This window comes from Streptomyces sp. NPDC000151 (assembly GCF_040301705.1).
Taxonomy (GTDB): domain Bacteria; phylum Actinomycetota; class Actinomycetes; order Streptomycetales; family Streptomycetaceae; genus Streptomyces.
Map to the genome: position 1 here is coordinate 20,037 of NZ_JBEPFC010000063.1, position 18,338 is coordinate 38,374.

Annotated in this window: 18 protein-coding genes, 1 tRNA gene and 2 pseudogenes; 16 read left to right on the forward strand and 5 right to left on the reverse strand. The window is 68.6% G+C overall.

Features of this window, described 5'->3' with window-relative positions; translation table 11 throughout:
- The first annotated feature begins 65 nt into the window (after window positions 1-65).
- The 13 genes from ABT381_RS19045 (at window position 66) to ABT381_RS19105 (ending at window position 12,976) form a co-directional block, all read left to right on the forward strand.
- Window positions 66-422, forward strand: a complete 357-nt coding sequence (locus ABT381_RS19045; protein WP_351595349.1) for a hypothetical protein — start codon at window positions 66-68, stop codon at window positions 420-422.
- Between the two features lie 298 nt (window positions 423-720).
- Window positions 721-1,254 (forward strand): tRNA adenosine deaminase-associated protein, encoded by a 534-nt coding sequence (locus ABT381_RS19050; RefSeq protein ID WP_351595301.1) that lies wholly within the window; start codon window positions 721-723, stop codon window positions 1,252-1,254.
- An 81-nt stretch (window positions 1,255-1,335) separates the two neighbouring features.
- Window positions 1,336-1,893: a nucleoside deaminase gene (locus ABT381_RS19055; RefSeq protein ID WP_351595304.1), complete on the forward strand. Its 558-nt coding sequence runs from the start codon at window positions 1,336-1,338 to the stop codon at window positions 1,891-1,893.
- A gap of 124 nt (window positions 1,894-2,017) precedes the next feature.
- Window positions 2,018-2,104: transfer RNA gene (locus ABT381_RS19060), tRNA-Ser, on the forward strand.
- A 382-nt stretch (window positions 2,105-2,486) separates the two neighbouring features.
- Window positions 2,487-2,651 (forward strand): hypothetical protein, encoded by a 165-nt coding sequence (locus ABT381_RS19065; RefSeq protein WP_351595307.1) that lies wholly within the window; start codon window positions 2,487-2,489, stop codon window positions 2,649-2,651.
- 103 nt (window positions 2,652-2,754) lie between these two features.
- On the forward strand, window positions 2,755-3,048 hold the full coding sequence (locus tag ABT381_RS19070; RefSeq protein WP_351595310.1) for a Dabb family protein: 294 nt from the start codon (window positions 2,755-2,757) through the stop codon (window positions 3,046-3,048).
- 456 nt (window positions 3,049-3,504) lie between these two features.
- Window positions 3,505-4,308, forward strand: a complete 804-nt coding sequence (locus tag ABT381_RS19075; protein ID WP_030259822.1) for an RNA polymerase sigma factor SigF — start codon at window positions 3,505-3,507, stop codon at window positions 4,306-4,308.
- A gap of 212 nt (window positions 4,309-4,520) precedes the next feature.
- Window positions 4,521-5,348: an RNA polymerase sigma factor SigF gene (locus tag ABT381_RS19080; RefSeq protein WP_351595313.1), complete on the forward strand. Its 828-nt coding sequence runs from the start codon at window positions 4,521-4,523 to the stop codon at window positions 5,346-5,348.
- A 137-nt stretch (window positions 5,349-5,485) separates the two neighbouring features.
- The gene (locus tag ABT381_RS19085) at window positions 5,486-6,208 is read left to right on the forward strand and encodes a hypothetical protein (protein ID WP_351595315.1); all 723 of its coding nucleotides are present in this window, start codon (window positions 5,486-5,488) and stop codon (window positions 6,206-6,208) included.
- 68 nt (window positions 6,209-6,276) lie between these two features.
- On the forward strand, window positions 6,277-6,963 hold the full coding sequence (locus tag ABT381_RS19090) for a hypothetical protein (RefSeq protein ID WP_351595317.1): 687 nt from the start codon (window positions 6,277-6,279) through the stop codon (window positions 6,961-6,963).
- Complete coding sequence (locus ABT381_RS19095) at window positions 6,960-7,655, forward strand: hypothetical protein (protein ID WP_351595319.1); 696 nt, start codon at window positions 6,960-6,962, stop codon at window positions 7,653-7,655. The genes ABT381_RS19090 and ABT381_RS19095 overlap by 4 nt, the downstream gene beginning before the upstream one ends.
- Entirely contained in the window at window positions 7,655-12,580 is a 4,926-nt protein-coding gene (locus tag ABT381_RS19100) for a putative T7SS-secreted protein (protein ID WP_351595321.1), read from the forward strand. Before ABT381_RS19095 ends, ABT381_RS19100 begins: the two co-directional genes overlap by 1 nt.
- Before the next feature lie 6 nt (window positions 12,581-12,586).
- Entirely contained in the window at window positions 12,587-12,976 is a 390-nt protein-coding gene (locus ABT381_RS19105; protein ID WP_467754832.1) for a DUF7919 family protein, read from the forward strand.
- A gap of 361 nt (window positions 12,977-13,337) precedes the next feature.
- On the opposite strand, the gene ABT381_RS19110 is transcribed toward ABT381_RS19105, so the two are convergent.
- The 4 genes and pseudogenes from ABT381_RS19110 to ABT381_RS19125 all read right to left on the reverse strand — a co-directional run bounded on the left by ABT381_RS19110 (window position 13,338) and on the right by ABT381_RS19125 (window position 14,621).
- Window positions 13,338-13,670 (reverse strand): helix-turn-helix transcriptional regulator, encoded by a 333-nt coding sequence (locus tag ABT381_RS19110; protein WP_351595325.1) that lies wholly within the window; start codon window positions 13,668-13,670, stop codon window positions 13,338-13,340.
- A pseudogene (locus tag ABT381_RS19115) lies at window positions 13,670-14,037 on the reverse strand (type II toxin-antitoxin system RelE/ParE family toxin). Before ABT381_RS19115 ends, ABT381_RS19110 begins: the two are co-directional and overlap by 1 nt.
- A gap of 45 nt (window positions 14,038-14,082) precedes the next feature.
- The gene (locus tag ABT381_RS19120; RefSeq protein ID WP_351595328.1) at window positions 14,083-14,358 is read right to left on the reverse strand and encodes a GntR family transcriptional regulator; all 276 of its coding nucleotides are present in this window, start codon (window positions 14,356-14,358) and stop codon (window positions 14,083-14,085) included.
- Window positions 14,355-14,621, reverse strand: a complete 267-nt coding sequence (locus ABT381_RS19125) for a GntR family transcriptional regulator (protein ID WP_351595331.1) — start codon at window positions 14,619-14,621, stop codon at window positions 14,355-14,357. The genes ABT381_RS19120 and ABT381_RS19125 overlap by 4 nt, the downstream gene beginning before the upstream one ends.
- A 306-nt stretch (window positions 14,622-14,927) precedes the next feature.
- Between ABT381_RS19125 and ABT381_RS19130 the strand changes: the two genes are divergently transcribed.
- Window positions 14,928-15,050, forward strand: coding sequence for a hypothetical protein (locus ABT381_RS19130; protein WP_351595334.1), 123 nt, complete (start codon window positions 14,928-14,930; stop codon window positions 15,048-15,050).
- A 430-nt stretch (window positions 15,051-15,480) separates the two neighbouring features.
- Here the strand turns inward: ABT381_RS19130 and ABT381_RS19135 are convergent, their stop codons facing one another.
- Window positions 15,481-15,693 carry a hypothetical protein gene (locus ABT381_RS19135; RefSeq protein WP_351595337.1) on the reverse strand — a complete coding sequence of 71 codons (213 nt, stop codon included), beginning with the start codon at window positions 15,691-15,693 and terminating at the stop codon, window positions 15,481-15,483.
- Window positions 15,694-16,031: 338 nt separating this feature from the next.
- Here ABT381_RS19135 and ABT381_RS19140 point away from each other — a divergent pair, with 338 nt between their 5' ends.
- A complete protein-coding gene (locus tag ABT381_RS19140) occupies window positions 16,032-16,535 on the forward strand; it encodes a MarR family winged helix-turn-helix transcriptional regulator (RefSeq protein ID WP_351595340.1) in 504 nt (167 codons plus the stop codon).
- 137 nt (window positions 16,536-16,672) lie between these two features.
- Window positions 16,673-17,791, forward strand: a pseudogene (locus tag ABT381_RS19145) (MFS transporter); the annotation flags it as partial.
- Between the last annotated feature and the right edge of the window lie 547 nt (window positions 17,792-18,338).

Below are 18,338 nucleotides of genomic sequence, written 5' to 3' on the forward strand. Positions count from 1 at the left end.
GGCACAGACGCCCGGATCGCCGGCCGGCCTCCGGGCGAGAACCTCGGCCCGAGGCGGTGTCGCTCATGCCCGACCAGAAGAATCGTCAGGACGCCCGGCAGAACCGTCAGAACCGGCAGGACACCCGGCAGAGCAGGCCGGACGCACGCCAGAACCGTGCGGAAGCGCGCAGGCCCGGCGCCGCGCACGGCGCGGCGAGAAGCGAGGGCGGCGGCCCCAGACCCGACCACCCGGCGGACCGGGAAGAGGAGGAGCCGGCGGCCGGCGGGACCACCGAGTCCGACGCGGCGCGCCGACGCCGGCGGGCGCAGTTCCTCCGTGAGCTGAACGAGGCCAAGGAGCTGCGCGACCGCGTGCAGCCGCGCCGCGCACGTGCCGCCCGGATGCGGCAGGCGATGCGCATGCGGACGTTCCGCTGGTGACACGAACGTCCTGGCGACCGTCCTCGCGGCTGCCCCACTGATGAGGCGCCCGCAGCCCGTCCGGATGAGGCGTACGCGCCCCGTCCGGACGGGCTGCGGAGCGGAATCCGACCCCCGTCCGGCCCCCGTCCGGCCCCCACGCGGACCGGATCTCGCAGAACCCGCGCACGACGCAGCGCCGAAGACCCCGCGCGAACGCGTTGTTTCTGCCACGATTCCGATGGGGCGGGGACTCCGGGCGCACGCGCGTCCGCCCTCGCCCGGCCCGGATACGCCTCTGACCAGTGGGAGAGTCACGGTGTACTTCGCCGCACTGCTCGCGCGCACCGAAGACGGGTGGGAAGCGAGCGATACAGAGCTCGACGATGTGGAGACGCTTGCCGACCTGGCCGACCTGGCCCGGCAGGCGGCGGTCGACGACGACACGGTGGTGGCGTTGATCGAGCAGGAGGACGCGTGGTTCGGCGTCGTCCGGGTGGACGGCGAGGACGACCCCCGCGTCTTCATCTCGAACGCCGCCGCCGCGTCCCGTAGCTCGTACGGCGCCATGCTGGCCGACGAGCTGCTCGGCCGCGACGACGAGGAGCAGGAGGATCTCGACGGTCTGACCAACCTGGACGGTACGGAGGACGGTGAGCCCGAGGGCGCTGAGGACGAGCCGGAGGCCGCCGCTGACGACCCGGCGCCGGCCGGCCCGCTCGGCGATGTCGAGCTCCTCGACGACCTCGGCGTCAGCGCCAAGGAGCTGCTGTCCTTCGACAACCACGGCGACGCGCTGAGCGGGATCGCCGACGCGCTCGGCTGCACGGAGGTCCTGGAGGCGGTGCGGTGACGGCCGGGGAGCGGCGCACCGCGGGCCGCTCCCCGTCCGCCCGCCGCGGGCCGGCGTCCACCGGTCCCGGACACTGTTCCCATGACCGACGCACAGCCCGCCGCGGCCCCGGCGGACCCCGCACCCGATCCGTTGCGCGACCCGTGGGCCGCGCCCATGCGGCAGGCCCTGGCCGAGGCCGCGCTCGCCCCCGGGACCGGTGACGTCCCGGTGGGCGCCGTCGTGCTGTCCGCGGACGGCCGGGTGATCGGCACGGGCCACAACGCACGCGAGGCCACCGGCGACCCGACGGCGCACGCCGAGGTCCTCGCCATCCGGGCGGCGGCCGACACGATCCAAAAGGAAGCATCGCGCGGCGATTCCGGCCGGGGCGGTGGCGGGCGACGGGCGGGCGAATGGCGGCTCACCGGCTGCACCCTCGTCGTCACGCTCGAACCCTGCACGATGTGCGCGGGCGCGATCGTGCTCTCCCGGGTGGACCGGGTCGTGTACGGCGCCCGCGACGAGAAGGCGGGCGCGGCCGGCTCCCTGTGGGACGTCGTACGTGACCGACGCCTCAACCACCGTCCCGAGGTCATCACCGACGTCCTGGCCGACGACTGCGCGGCACTCCTCACGGACTTCTTCCGCGACCGCTGAGGGCGCGCCGCGCGCCTTATGGACCGCCACCCGGCCCCTTTCGCGCGGCTCGGAACCCCGTTCCCACGCCGCTCCCCCGGAACCGATTTCGGCGCACGGCCCCCCTTGGGCTAAGCTCTATCTCGGTAGCGTGTCCGAGCGGCCGAAGGAGCGCGCCTCGAAAGCGCGTGAGGGGGCAACTCCTCCGTGGGTTCAAATCCCACCGCTACCGCTCGCACGAAGGGCCCGACTCTGATGAGTCGGGCCCTTCGTCCGTTCCGGGCCTCATGGCCCGCACCGCGGCCGGGAGGAAAGCGGTACGGACCCCGCAGCGAGGTCCCGGTCCCCACCCCGCGGACTCCTGCCGAATCCGCCGGGCTCACCGTCCAGCGTGCAGCCGTACCCCCGGTCCAACGGGGCGCCGAACGACCCGGATTGGCGGGACTTTCGTCCATAAGGGCGGCGTGAGTCCGGGGACGGCGGAGACGGCACGGGCGCCGGAACGGCCGGAGCCGACCCGGGCACGGCTGCTGCCGTGGGGCCGGTGTGGTTAAACTCGCCCGACTGCACCGGGCAGGAGCCGCCGGTTAGGGCCGTAGGGGAGACGGGGACGCATGGTGGAAACGAAGAAGATCGCGCTGTACGTGGTCGTCGTCTTCGTCCTGTACACGATCGTCACGTCCCCGACGCGGGCCGCCGACCTCGTGCAAATAGGGTTCGAGGGTATTTCGGACGCCGCACAGGGCGTGGGCCAGTTCATGACCTCACTGATTTCATGACCTCACCTTTCATGACCTCACTGATCAAGTAGTCGCACCACCGCTCCGCAGACCTGTCGACAGCAGAAACGATTCCCCCCGTTCCGCACCCTGGAGGCCGCCCGTGATCCGCCACCTGGTCCTTTTCAAGCTCAACGACGGCGTCGAGCGCGACGAGCCGCGCGTCGCGGCCGGCGTGAAGGCCTTCCAGGAGCTCGGCGACCTCATCCCCGAGCTGGAGTTCTGGGAGTGCGGCTGGAACGTCACCGACCGCCCGATCGCCTACGACTTCGCGATCAACTCGGCCGTCGCCGACAAGGACGCCCTCACGCGCTACCTGGAGCACCCCGCCCACCAGGCGGGTGTCCAGCAGTGGGCGGAGTTCGCCACCTGGGTGATCGCCGACTACGAGATCTGAGCGCCGTCCGGCCCCGGCCGGACCGCGATACGGCGGTTGCCGCGCGCCCGAGCGCCCGGCGGCACCGCCCCGGCCCCCTCCGGGCCGAACAGCCCCTCGCCCCTGCGGGCGGGGGGTTTCTTCATGCCCGCCCACCCGCCGGCGGCCCGAGAAAGGCGCCTCCCGCCCCCTCCGTACCGCCCCCTCGACGCCCACCCACCACCGCCAACTGCCCTTCAACACGGCAATATGCGGTGCTTGCACACAGTGCACATGTCTTGTGATGCTATGACCGCTTTTGCCCGATGAGTCCGTTACCGCAGACGACTGCGACACCGCATCACCGAAGCACGACCGCGACATCGCATCACCGAAGCAACCGAAGCAACCGAAGCGCGTGACTTACCGACGCACGCGACTTACCGACGCACGTGACTTACTGACGCACTGGAGCGCTGTGAAGGGGAGGCGTGAACCGTGACGGCCCGTACTGCGCCGAAGGCGCCATCCCGCCAGAGCAGGAGTGCGGACACCCGGGCGCTCACGCAAGTCCTCTTCGCCGAGCTGGCCGGCCTGGAGCCGGGCACCCCCCAGCACGGCCGCGTGCGGGACGCGCTGATCGAGGCGAACCTCCCCCTGGTCCGGTACGCGGCGGCACGTTTCCGCAGCCGTAACGAGCCCATGGAGGACGTCATCCAGGTCGGCACGATCGGGCTGATCAACGCGATCGACCGGTTCGACCCGGACCGCGGCGTGCAGTTCCCCACCTTCGCGATGCCGACCGTCGTCGGCGAGATCAAGCGGTACTTCCGCGACAACGTACGGACGGTCCACGTCCCCCGCCGCCTCCACGAGCTCTGGGTACAGGTCAACGGCGCCACCGAGGACCTGACCGTGCTGCACGGCCGGTCCCCCACCACCGCGGAGATCGCCGAGCGCCTGAAGATCGGCGAGGAGGAGGTGCTCGCCTGCCTGGAGGCCGGCCGCTCGTACCACGCGACCTCCCTCGAAGCCGCCCAGGAGGGCGACGGCCTGCCCGGCCTGCTGGACCGCCTGGGGTACGAGGACCCCGAGCTGGCCGGCGTCGAGCACCGCGACCTCGTCCGCCATCTGCTCGTACAGTTGCCCGAACGCGAGCAGCGCATCCTGTTGCTCCGTTACTACAGCAACCTGACGCAGTCCCAGATCAGCGCGGAGCTGGGCGTCTCCCAGATGCACGTCTCCCGACTGCTCTCGCGGAGTTTCGCCCGGCTCAGATCCGCAAACAGGATCGACGCCTAACCGGGACGAGGTACACCCCCCAAGGCCGCGCCCCCGCTTCCTGCAGGGATATGTCGACATGGCGCTACAGCGTGTTGCCGACATGTGACATTCTGCAGGAACCGCGTTTGCCGTGGCGCCGCCTCCGGTATTCAGGTGGAGGCTGAACTCTTTGCTCCGCATGGGGACGAAGAGACGCAGCGGCGACCCGACCGCGACCTCAAGGGGGTGGCATGTCCGTAGAACTGGGCAGCTCGAAGGTGCTTCCCGCACCAGCACCGCACGTGCACGACGACGACGCCCTCAACACCCGTACGCTCTCCCGCTCCCTGTTCTTGCGGCTGGCCACACTCGACAAGGACAGCGTGGAGCGTACGTACGTCCGCGACACGCTCATCGAGCTGAACCTCCCGCTGGTGCGTTACGCCGCTGCCCGCTTCCGCAGCCGTAACGAGCCGATGGAGGACATCGTCCAGGTCGGCACGATCGGCCTGATCAAGGCGATCGACCGGTTCGACTGCGAACGGGGCGTTGAATTCCCGACGTTCGCCATGCCCACGGTCGTCGGCGAGATCAAGCGCTTCTTCCGCGACACGTCCTGGTCCGTACGGGTCCCGCGCCGCCTCCAGGAGCTGCGCCTCGCCCTCACGAAGGCCAGCGACGAGCTGTCCCAGAAGCTCGACCGCTCCCCCACCGTCGCCGAACTCGCCACCTGCCTCGGCGTATCGGAGGAGGACGTCGTCGACGGCCTCGCCGTCGGCAACGCCTACACCGCCTCCTCCCTCGACTCCCCCTCCCCCGAGGACGACGGCGGCGAGGGCTCCCTCGCGGACCGCCTCGGCTACGAGGACACCGCCCTGGAGGGCGTGGAGTACCGCGAGTCCCTCAAGCCGCTGCTCGCCAAACTCCCGCCGCGCGAACGCCAGATCATCATGCTCCGCTTCTTCGCGAACATGACCCAGTCCCAGATCGGCGAGGAGGTCGGCATCTCCCAGATGCACGTCTCGCGCCTCCTCACCCGCACCCTCGCCCAACTCCGTGACGGCCTGACCACGGACTGACGACGCAACGCACCCCCGGGCCCCAGGCGCCACAAGCGATCACCTGGCCCGGGGCTTCGGCATGCGCACCCGCGAACCCGGTACAGCGCACGCGAACACCTCTGTACACCTGACGCCCCGTCACCCACACTGCACCCATGCGACGGACGACAGTTGGCGCATCGGCGGGAGTGCTGCTGTTACTGGGTGGCGTGCTGGCGTACTGCGGCAACACCGAGGGCCCGGGCTACATCGCGGCGGGCACGGCGGACAGCAAGGCCCCGGTGAGGCCCGTGGCCCCGACGGACGACGTCTCCTTGATCCCGCTGGACGGCGCCGACACCGACGCCACCCCCGGAGATACCGGTGAACGTCCCGGCGGTACGGCGACCGGCAGCCTCCCCGAAGACGCCCGAGGCGCCACACCAGAAGAACCACAGCGCCCGCAGCCGCCCTCCCACGGCGACACGAGCCCGCCGACCGGCACCACCCCGGACACCAGCGCCCCGCCCTCATCCCCCACTCCCACGTCCACTCCCCCTTCCACGTCCACTCCTCCTCCCACCGACAACAGCCCCGCCCTACTCGAAGTCGGCGCCCCGAAACTGGCCAAGGCCGATGTCCGGTGGTGCGAGAAGGTCACAGTGGAGATCCGCAATACCGGCGGCCGGCCGGTGACGGACGGAACGGTCACCTTCAAGACGCACATCATCGGCGGCCTGGGAATCGACTGGGACACCCGGGAGTCCACCCGCGAACTCCCCGTCCCGCTCCCCGGCGGGGCAAGGGAAACGCACACATGGAAGGTGTGCGTGGACGAGTGGCGCGTACCACTCGGCATGCACATCGACACAAAGGACGTCGACGTCACCTGGAAGTAACAGCCCCAACGCCCCGCCCTCCCGAAGCTCCTGGTCGCCTGTCAGACACGAATGCGAACATGTGATGCATGAGTACCAGTGGGGTGGGGGCAACTTCAGGTGCTGCGGGTGCAGATGGCCGGCCGCGCCTGGAGGACTTGCTGCGCCAGGCCGACGACGAGGCGGCAGCCCGGGAGCGGCAGGCGAGCGAGCCGCGAGCGGACCGTACGGACGAGGCGCCGCCGGCGGCAGCGCCGACCGACCGTGACACGAGCCCTGCCGTCGCCCCCGACGCCGACGAGGTGATCGCCCACGAGAAGCGGGCGTTCGCCGCCCGGCTGGGCGAGTTCCGCCGTACGGCCGTGATCGTGCCAACCCTCGACGGCGACCTGATGACCGCGACCTACGGCGGCATCCGCTGGATCTACGCCTTCAGCGACAAGCAAGCCCTCGCCCGCTTCGCCGTCGCCGCCGGCTGGGAGCCACCGCCCGCGGACGGCCTGGAGTTCCTGACCGTGTACGGCGCCCGGCTGCTGGACGTGGTGGTCCCGGCGACCGGCGAGCCGACAGGCGTGGCCCTGGACGTCGCGGACGCCGAGGCGGGCGGCTGCGTGATGTTCCCGCCCGTACTCGGCATCGTCCCCGAGGAAGCGGCCGTGGACGGCGCCAACGGTGAAGCACTCGCGACGGCCGCGGCGGCCAAGGCGACGGGAGAGGGCCGAGGCGAGGGACCGGTCCCGGGCCCGGGCCCGGCCCCGGGGGAGGCGACGGCGTGAGCGGCGAGCAGCCCGAGATGAGCGACGAGCTGAAAGACCTCCACGTCTCCCCGTCGGCCATCAAGAAGATCACCAGCGGCATCAACGGTGCCATCGACGAACTGCAGGACATCGGCCAGGCGGGCGGCGCCGAGGTCGGCCGCGGCTTCTCCGAACTCGCCCTGACCGGCATGGAAACCGGCTACGCCGATCTCACGGCGAAGTTCGAGACGTTCTGCGAGCGCTGGGAGTGGGGCGTCCGCTCCCTCGTGAAGGAGGCCCTCGACTTCGCCGAACGGGCGGGACTCTCGGCGGGCCTGATGCACGAGGCGGACGACTACGTCCAGGGCACGATGAAGGTCGGCTGGACAGCGACGATGGGCAACCCCCACCTGTCCGAGGAGAAGGCCGAGAAGCGCAGCTGGGGCCAGACCCTCGAGGACAACCCGATCCACAACCTCACCAACCCCGACTACAGCGCCAAGTCCATGCTGGAGGCCGGCCAGAACGCCAAGGAGGTCTGGAAGGCGACGGCGCACGACCTCACCACGGAGGGGATGATCGGCGGCCAGTACAGCTCGTACGCGGAGCTCGCCGGTTACGGGGACGAGTACGACGCCGCGATGGACGACACGTACGGCCCGGATCAGCAGACCAACGACGGGAAGACGCGCGGGGACGGCCGCACCGAGCACGGGGGAAGCAAGAGCTGATGGGCTGGGACGACTGGATACCGGACGGCGTCAAGGACGGGGTCAACGACGTCGCCGACAAGGTCGGTGACGCGTACGAGGACGGCCAGAAGGCCATCGGCAGGAGCATCGACCACTACAGCGGGCAGCTGGCGGACACCATGGACGACGCCGGCTGGGACAGCGGCGCCGACTGGGTCCGCAGCAAGGGCGACTCGGTCGCCAACCATCTCGGCGCCGAGGTCGAGGAGTGGCAGCTCGGCGAGACCGAGGACCCCAAGAAGCTGGTGCACGGCAGCGTCGGCAAGATCCGCGCCACGGCCAAGAACCTCACCGACTTCCAGAAGGCGTTCGACAAGGTCGCCTCCGGTATGCGGCAGCTGGACTCGGGTGAGTGGCGCGGCAAGGCCGCCGACTCCTTCCGCAAGAAGTTCGCCATGCACCCCACCAAGTGGGCGCACGCCGCCGATGCCTGCGAGAAGGCGTCGAAGGCGCTGTCCGACTTCGCCGAGACCGTCGACTGGGCGCAGCAGCAGGCCCAGGTGGCGATCAACGAGTACAAGAAGGGCCAGGAGGCGACCGACAAGGCGCGGGCCGCACACGCGAAGGAGGTGACCGCGTACGGGAAGGACCTCCAGACCTACAAGGACGCCCAGGAAGCGGGCAAGGACCCGGGCAAGCGCCCCACCGACCCCGGCGGCTTCACCCATGACCCCGGCAAAGCGCTGCGCGACGCGGCCAAGGACAAGCTCAAGCACGCCCGCACGCAGCGCAACACGGCCGGCGCCCACGCGGTGACCCAGGTCGACGCCGCCCTGGCCCACGCCCCCACCGAGCCGGAGTTCACCGACAGGCTGGGCATGGAGGCGTACGACAAGATCCAGGGCGCCCCGACCGAGCTCCTGCACACGGTGGGCGGCTTCACGAAGGGCGCTTTCGGCCTCGCGTCCTTCACCCGCTCGATCAGCCCGATGGACTCGTACAACATCTCCCACCCGGCCGAGTACGCGATGACGCTGAACTCGACCGCGGCGGGCCTGGTCGGCCTGGCCAACCACCCGGAGCGCCTCCCGGCCGCCGTCGTCGGCACCGGCTGGAGCCACGACCGCCGGGAGGCCGAGGGCCGCCTCGCTTTCGACGTCCTCCTGGACGTCCTCACGGGCGGCGCGGGCGCGGCGGCGAGCGCGGGATCCCGGACGGCCAGGTTGGCCCGCCTCGGCGAGGACGCCGGAGAGAGCGCACTCCGCCGCGAGGGGCGGGAGGCGGTGGAGGACGCGGGAGAAGGATCGGCGCGCCGTCACCTGGACGAGGACGGCCCCCACCAGTCCGATACGGAGACTCCGCACCGGGAGTCGGCCGACACGGACCCGGTGGACCTCGCGACCGGAAAGATGTACCTGCCTCAGACGGACATCGTGCTACCGGGCGCGCTCCCGCTGGTCTTCTCCCGGCAACTGGAATCCGGTCGCAGGACGGGACGGTGGTTCGGCCCCTCTTGGGCGAGCACGGCCGATCAACGGCTGGAGGTCGATGCCGAGGGCGTCGTCTTCGTCAGCGAAGACGGCCTGCTGCTGTCCTACCCCCACCCTGTCCCGGGCGTGCCGACGCTCCCGGTGACCGGCCCTCGCCGGCCGCTCGAACGTACCCCTGACGGGGGTTACACCCTCACCGACCCGCACACCGGCCACGTACGCCATTTCTCCCCGCCTTCCGACGGAGACGAGGCCGGGAACGGCGTCGCGCACCTGGACCAGATCACCGACCGCAACGGCGACCACTGGATCACCTTCGACCGCGACGAGGACGGCACGCCGACCGGCGTCGTCCACTCCGCCGGCTACCACCTCAAGCTCACCACCGAGGACGGCCGGATCACCGCCCTCCACCTTGCAGGCGCGGCCGAGGACGGCACCGACCAGCAGCTCCTCCGTTACGACTACACCGATGGCAACCTCACGTCGGTCATCAACTCTTCCGGCCTCCCGCTGCGCTTCGAGTACGACGACCGGTACCGCGTCGTCTCCTGGACCGACAGCAACGACCGCCGCTACGACTACACCTACGACGACCAGGACCGCTGCATCGCCGAGGGCGGCACCGAGGGCCACCTCGCGGTCCGCATCAGTTACGACGCGACGGACCCGGAAACCGGCCACCGCATCACCGCACTGACCGATTCCCTCGGTCACACGACCCGCTACCTGGTCGACGACCGCTACAAGATCGTCGCCGAGATCAGCCCGACAGGCGCGGTCACCCGCACCGAACGCGACAGCCACGGCCGCCCGGTCTCCGTCACCAACCCACTGGGCCACACCGCCTCGTACACGTACACCGCCACCGGCGAACTGGCCGCCGTCACTCGCCCCGACGACACCCAGGTGACGGCGGAGTACAACGAACTCGGGCTACCGACCCGGGTAACAGAGCCCGATGGCGCGGTCTGGCGCCAGACGTACGACGAGGCCGGCCGGCGTACCTCGGTCATCGATCCGGCCGGCGCGGTGACCACCTTCGCGTACGACGACCGAGGCCACCTCGCCTCGATCACCGACGCCGCGGGCCACACCACCCACGTACGCTGCGACGCCGCCGGCCTCCCGCAGCAGATCACCGACCCTCTGGGCGGTGTGACCGCGTACGTACGCGACGCCTTCGGCCGCGTCGTCTCGCACACCGACCCCCTCGGCGCCACCACCCGCTACATCTGGACGGTCGAAGGCCACCTCAGCCGCCGTACGGCCCCCGACGGCGCGACCGAATCCTGGACGTACGACGGCGAGGGCAACTGCCTCACCCACACCGACGCCGCGGGCGGCGTGACCCGCTTCGAGTACACCCACTTCGACCAGCTCGTCGCCCGCACGGATCCCAACGGTGTCCGCTACACGTTCACCTACGACACCAAACTCCAGCTCTCCAAGGTCACCAACCCACAGGGCCTGGAGTGGTCGTACGCCTACGACCCGGCCGGCCTGCTGCTGTCGGAGACGGACTTCGACGGGCGCCAGGTGTCGTACGAACGCGACTCGGCAGGCCGCCTCGCCGCTCGTACCAGCCCGCTCGGCGACACGACCGTCTACCAGTACGACAAACTCGGCCGTACCTCTGCGAAGCGCACGAGCGACGGCGTGGTGACCCGTTACTCCCACGACGCGAGCGGACGGCCGCTGAGGGCGGCTACGTCTGACTGCGAAGTGATCTGGCAGCGCGACGCCCTCGGGCGCGTGACGGCCGAATCGGTCAACGGCCGCACCATGTCGCACGCGTACGACGTGCTCGGTCGCCGCATACATCGCCGCACCCCCACCGGCGCCGAGGCCACCTACGCCTACGACGCCGCAAGCCGTCGCACCTCCCTCACCACATCCGGCCGCACGCTCGACTTCACCCACGACGCCGCGGGCCAGGAGATCAGCCGCCACCTGACCGGCGGTCTGATCACTCTCCACCAGAGCTGGGATGCGACGGGCCGCCTGGCGTCCCAATCCCTGTACGGGACCGGTACAGGTGCCGCAGCCGACCCCGATGGCGCCAGTACGGGCAGCGCACCCCTCCAACACCGTTCGTATGCTTACCGCCCCGACGGCTACCTCACCGCCATCGACGACCAGCTGAACGGCCCGCGCCGCTTCACCCTGGACTCCGTAGGCCACGTCACCGCGGTCTCCGCCCACAACTGGACGGAGACCTACGCATACGACGAGGCAGGCAACCAAACCCAGGCCGAGTGGCCAACCACCCACGCCAACTCCGAAGCCACAGGCGCACGCACGTACACCGGCACCCGCCTCACCCAGGCCGGCCGCATCCGCTACGAACACGACGCCGCGGGCCGGATGACCGTACGCCAGAAGCGCCACCTCTCCGGCAAACGCGAAACCTGGCACTACACCTGGGACACCGAGGACCGCCTCACGTCCGTCACTACCCCGGACGGCACCACGTGGCGCTACCTCTACGACCCCCTGGGCCGCCGCACCGCCAAGCAACGCCTTTCCTCAGACGGCACCACTGTCCTGGAACAGGTGGATTTCACCTGGGACGGCGCCACCCTCACCGAACAAACCACCTCGGCCAGCGAGTCGACCCCTGCCATCACTCTCACCTGGGACCACAACGGCCTGGCCCCCCTCGCCCAAACCGAACGCATCACCGCGGCGGACGCCCCGCAATCCGAGATCGACTCCCGCTTCTTCGCCATCATCACCGACCTGGTCGGCACCCCCACCGAACTCGTCTCCCCCAACGGCGAAATAGCCTGGCGCACCCGCACCACCCTCTGGGGCACCACCACCTGGAACGCGGACGCAACCGCCTACACACCCCTACGCTTCCCAGGTCAATACTTCGACCCTGAAACCGGCCTGCACTACAACTGCTTCCGGTACTACGACCCTGGCACCGCACGCTACCTTTCACCTGACCCCTTGGGTCTGAGCCCAGCCCCTAACCCGGCTGCATATGTCCACAACCCAATGGCATCGACCGATGTTCTTGGTCTAGCTCCGTGTCCGCCGGACCAAGACAGGCGCGCCCAACCGCCTGCACATGGCGAGGGGAACGGTAACGACTGGGCGAAAAGTGTGACGCAAAAGGGGAGGACCGATAACTCCCAGGTAATATCCGGACACGGATATTATGAGTTCGGCGCAGGTGACATGACCGTCCCATCAGGAACATGGCTTAAGTTCTACGTCGAAGACGGACAACGCCTTTCCGACGCTATCGGCCATGAGGTGGAGGTCGGCGGGAACAGGGCGCCATTCGAGACTTTCGGCCCCGGAAAAAACCTACCTGACTACACTGTGGATGTACCGAAAAACCTGAACATCAGCAGCAAGTCAATAACCGTGAACGCACCCACTCGGCTCAGTGATATCGTCACTGAAGGCATGGGCGCCGTACACGTCGTGATTTGCCGCGAACACATCAAGCCTTGGTGATGACAGATGACTTACTACCCGGACCTGAGCCCTTATACGTACTCCGAGTCCAATGATTCCATGCTGAACGTCGGATGGCTTTCCAGAGAGCATGACTATCAAAAGAAGGAGACTCCTGAAGGGCTCGTAAAAGCACTCGCCAAACTCGCCGAAAATTCGGTAAACGTTCAGCGAGGCATGCATTTCTGCGAACTCTGCCCATCTTTCCAGGTGGCTCGCGAAAACACTTCCTGGAATGATACGTTCATCGGAAGTGGCGAAATTCACGTAACCAGCTCAAGGGGCGTTACATACGCCGCCCCTGCAATGATTGTTCATTACGTTGACAGTCACTCATACTCGCCACCCGAAGATTTCTGCACCGCCGCCTTGCAGATATACCGCTCCCTCGAATAGGCGCCTTCACGCAACCAGGCGGACAGGCGAAAATGATGTGACTATAAAGGTTGTCCCGTACAGATCTACGAGTTGGCGTGGGTGTGGCTCTCTCACCCGCTGGCGATTCCTCCAGTTCGCAGAGGTGGGCGGCGCAGCCAAAATGCTCCCGGACGGCGTCGGCCACACTGGGACTCGGAGGTTGAACTGGTGCGCGCCGAGCGATCTGACCTCAACCCGACCCGTTCACTGACTCCTCGAGCCGGCCTACGGCTTCGGCGGGTTCTTCGAGACGAAGGAGTCCATGCCTGGGGTCGTGACGATGAGACCTTCGGTGCGGAGGGCTGCGGTGACCTCGCGTACGGTCACGGGGAGGGACTCCTCAGGCAGCACCGATCACTCGGTCGCCGTATTCGATGGATAGCGTGATCCGGGCACCCAGCGCCGCAGCGTACGTGCGCATCGTCTCCAGGTTGTGGATCTCGCCCCGCTCGATCTGGGAAACCCTCGCCTGGGAAACGCCGACCGCCGCCGCAATCTGGGCTTGTGTGCGTCCCTGTTCCTCTCGGATCCTGCGCAGGTGGTAACCGAGTACGTATGCCTCGGTCGCCGTCCGGGCTGCCTGCTTGCGGGATTCCCACTCGGCATCGGTGACCTCGGGATGGGCTTCACGCATCCGGCGCTTCACCTCGGCCCAACTGCTGTGGCCAGTCATCAGGCGTTCCCGTCCTCTCCTGTGCGGTGGGCACTCGCCAAGTACGCGTTATAGCGAGCCTCGGCAAGCGGGATCGCGTCCTCGTACCACTGGTTCCAACGGCCCGCCTTGTCCCCCGCCACAAGGAGAACCGCCTCACGTACCGGATCGAAGACGAACAGGACCCGAACCTCGGTCCTACCCGTGCTTCCCGGCCGAAGCTCCTTGAGGTGGTGAACCCGGCTGCCGGTGATGCGGTCGACCAGAGGTCTGCCCGCATCGGCCCGCTCTCAGCCAACATGTCGACGGCTGCTGCGACAAGGTCCGCGCTCACCGGATCCTCCTCTGCCGGCTTGAGCAGCCACAGTTCGGTGATATGGAGAGGCAGTCGTTGACTCAGCGGCGCAGGTCGATGGAACCGTTCGTGGCGCGCTCACGCGTCCGGGGGTTCGCCCGCGAAGTTCTCCGGGAGCTTCTTGGAGACGAAGGAGCCCATGCCCGGGGTCGTGACGATGAGGCCTTCGGCGCGGAGGGCGGCGGTGACCTTGCGTACGGTCACGCGCGCGACACCGAACTCTGCCTCCAGACGGACCTCTGAGAGCAAGTGGTGCCGTGGATACTCGCCGCTTGCGATCCGCGCACGGATAACGTCCGCGATCTGCACCCACTTGGGACGCGTCGGGTCGAAGTCCAGCGGAGCGCTGCTCATGCGTCCGGGGGGTCGCCGGTGAAGTCTTCGGGAAGTTGCTTCGAGACGAAGGAGCCGAGGCCCGGTTCGGTGTAGAGCAGCCCTTCTGTACGCAGCCCGCGCAGGACCTTCTGGCTCGTGGCTACGGCGATGCCGAACTCTTCCTGGAGCTGGAGCACCGACGGGACGCGCGTGCCGGGTGAGTACGTGCCGTCGGCGATGCGCTTTCGGATCACGTCGGCGACCTGGCGCCAGCGAGGTCGGTCAGGAGCAAATTCGATCACATGACCACGCTAAGCACTCTGCACTGAACCACGCGATCGAGGCAATACCTAGTAGGCCGTAGTATGCATAGAATGCGCTGACAGTAAGAGCCCCGGCGGCTGCGCCAACAGCCCCGGGGCGTGGTCAACGCTGAATCCTTCTGTGCAAGGAGCATCGACATGCGTCACCGTATCGTCCGAAGCGTCATTGGGTGGGTGGCTGGGCGCAGGCACTCAGATACCGCGCCGTCGGCTGGTGCGACAGTTGCTGATCCCCTGTTGCCCGCCTCCCCGCGACCACCGCGACGGCTCCCTCGGCTCGACACCGTGATCGACGGGGACGCCACCCGTCCAGTACGGCCGTATCTCGTCGAGTGTGAGCAGCAGGCGCGTGAGCGGGCCGCTCGGCTCTTCGCCCACGACGGCGGCTTCTCGGTGTTCGCCTGGTGAGCGATCCGGAGCGGTTGCGACTGCTGCCCTGGACCGGGGCCGACGGGCAGCGGTGTTATCTGTCGGAGGACGGGGACGGCGGCGGTTACGTCGCGCGGTTGGCCGATGACGTGGAAGCCGTGCAGCTCGCCATGGGGGCTCGGCTGGTCGAGCGGGCGAGTGAGGTGCTCGGCAGACGGGGACGGGATGACCGGGGTCGACCCAATGAGGTGCGGTGTCTGGCGTACGGGCTGGTGGAGGCCTTGCGGGACGCGCTCAGGATCGCGGAGAGCCGGGGCGGGCGCGGATCCTCATAGCCGGCCGGTCGGCCGGTTCGCGCGCCAGCAATAAGGGCTTCTTCCGGGTGTGTGTCTGCCCGGGAGAAGCCCTATTGATCGTTCGAAGGGAGGGGAGGGGTGAGTGTCGTTACTCGGGAGAGGCGAGTACGGGATCAGCTCAGTGCCAGCCAAGCCGTTGCTGCGACGATCACGACGGCGACGACTACGCCGATGATGATGCCCGCGCGGGGGCCCGAGGAGGACTGGGGGGTGGCCGCGGCGGTGCGGGGGGTCTGGGGGGCGCCTTCGTCGACGAAGGCGCGGAACATCTGCGTGCTGCCGGCCGGGTCGTGGTTGCCGTCGGGCGTCTGCGGGTTGTTCGCCATAGGCCGAGACACTAGCGAACCGGCGGGTAGCGGCACACCCCTGGGCGCCGGGCCGACGGGCCCGCACGGGCACAGCCGACATCGGTGCGGAGTCGGCCAGAGCCCCGCAAAGTGGTGATGGAGAGATCACACAGGGAGGGGGCGGCGCGTCGTATGCCCTGGGGTTGGCGCCGTACGCCTCTCTGACCTGGGGATTTACGAGACCCTCTCGCACCCTTGACCCGTGTGCGGTGCATCTTTTTGGTTTCCTTTACCTCGCGGGCGTCGGATTCGTTTGCCTTCGGCAACCAAGTGGTTCTATGGTTGCCTCAAGCAACAAAAGATGTGTGGAGGTGCCCATGGCCGCGCAGGGTCAGTACCAGGAGCTGGCCAGGCAACTCAGCGCCATCGGTGCCGTGAAACGCGAGCTCGGGCGCATCCTGCCGCATGACTGCCCGCCCGCCTCGGTGGGCGTGCTCACCATCCTCGACCGGTACGGCGAGATGCGGATGAGCAAGCTGGCCGAGCTGCTGATGATCGACATGTCGGTGACCAGCCGGCACGTCGCGCACATCGCGGAACGCGGCTGGATCGAGCGGGAGCCCGACCCTCTGGACAAGCGGTCCAGGCTGCTGCGACTGACAACCCGCGGACGCGAACTGCTCGCCGAGCTGTCCGTCCGTTACACAGACTCCCTCGCCCGGTACCTCGACGACTGGTCCGACGACGACGTCGGCCGGCTGAACGAGCTGCTCGCGAAGTTGCACGAGAGCTTCGGCGACTGCCGCACCCGGGCGCACCAGGAACCCACGCGTACGGACGTCACGCGTACCGAAACCACCCGTACATCAGCAGGACGATAAGGAATTACATGGCTACAACCACACCAGCCGGTGTGCGGGCCGGCCACGCCAAGCACGGAGGCGGCGGTGACGCCTCCGCCGGAGCCCCCATGACGCACCGTCAGATCATGGAGGCGCTCTCCGGGCTGCTGCTCGGTATGTTCGTCGCCATTCTTTCTTCGACGATCGTGTCGAACGCGCTGCCGCAGATCATTCACGACCTGAACGGTGGCCAGAGCGCCTACACATGGGTCGTCACGGCCTCGCTGCTGGCGATGACCGCGACCACCCCGCTGTGGGGCAAGCTGTCCGATCTGTTCAGCAAGAAGCTGCTGGTGCAGCTGGCCCTCGTCATCTACGTGGCAGGGTCGGTCGTTGCCGGGCTCTCGCAGAACAGCGGGATGCTGATCGCCTGCCGTGTCGTGCAGGGCATAGGCGTGGGCGGTCTGTCCGCCCTGGCCCAGATCGTGATGGCCGCGATGATCTCCCCGCGGGAGCGGGGACGGTACAGCGGTTATCTGGGTGCCGTCTTCGCGGTTGCGACCGTCGGCGGGCCGCTGCTCGGCGGTGTCATCACCGACACCTCGTGGCTCGGCTGGCGCTGGTGCTTCTACGTCGGCGTGCCCTTCGCGGTGATCGCGCTGATCGTGCTGCAGAAGACCCTGAAGCTCCCCGTCATCAAGCGCGAGGGCGTCAAGGTCGACTGGCTGGGTGCCTTCTTCATCAGTGCGGCGGTCTGCCTGCTGCTGGTGTGGGTCACCCTGGCCGGCGACAAGTACGACTGGATGTCCTGGCAGACCGGTGCCATGGTCGGCGGGGCCGTCGTGCTCGCGCTGCTCTTCATCCTGGTCGAGACCAAGGCGGCCGAGCCGATCATCCCGCTGCGGCTGTTCCGCAACAAGACGATCTCGCTGGCCTCCGCGGCCTCGCTGTTCGTCGGTATCGCGATGTTCTCCGGCACCGTCTTCTTCAGCCAGTACTTCCAGCTGGCGCGCGACAAGTCGCCGACGATGTCCGGCGTGATGACCATCCCGATGATCGCGGGGCTGTTCGTCTCGTCGACCGTGTCGGGCCAGATCATCACCAAGACCGGCAAGTGGAAGGCCTGGCTGGTCGCCGGTGGCGTGCTGCTGACCGCGGGCCTCGGCCTGCTGGGCACGATCCGGTACGACACCGAGTACTGGCACATCGCCATCTTCATGGCCCTGATGGGTCTCGGCATCGGCATGATGATGCAGAACCTGGTCCTGTGCACGCAGAACCAGGTCGCCCCGCAGGACCTCGGCTCCGCCTCGTCCGTCGTCACCTTCTTCCGCTCCCTCGGTGGTGCGGTGGGTGTCTCGGCGCTCGGCGCGGTGCTGGCCAACCGAGTCACGCACTACGTCAAGGACGGCCTGACCGACCTCGGACCGGCCGCCGCCAAGGCGGGCCAGGCCGGGACCGGCGGCGGGGGCATTCCGGACCTGGACGCCCTCCCGGCGCCCTTCCGGACGGTCATGGAGAGTGCTTACGGGCACGCTGTCGGTGACATCTTCCTGATCGCCGCCCCGTGCGCGCTGCTCGCCTTCCTTCTGACGCTTTTCATCAAGGAGGTCGCCTTGAAGACCAAGGGTGGACTGGCACAGTCCTCCGACGGCCCGGACGCCACGGCGCCCGGCACCACCACGGACGCGACGGCGGTTCCGGCCGACGCCGCGGCCGCCCCGGCCACCGCCTCGGCCGCCGCCGCTTCGGCCGCGCCGACCGAACCCGGAGGGCGACCTCACCGACGAGCCCGAGCAGGTCATGGTCGCCGAGCTGATCCGCGAGGCGGCGCTGGAGGGC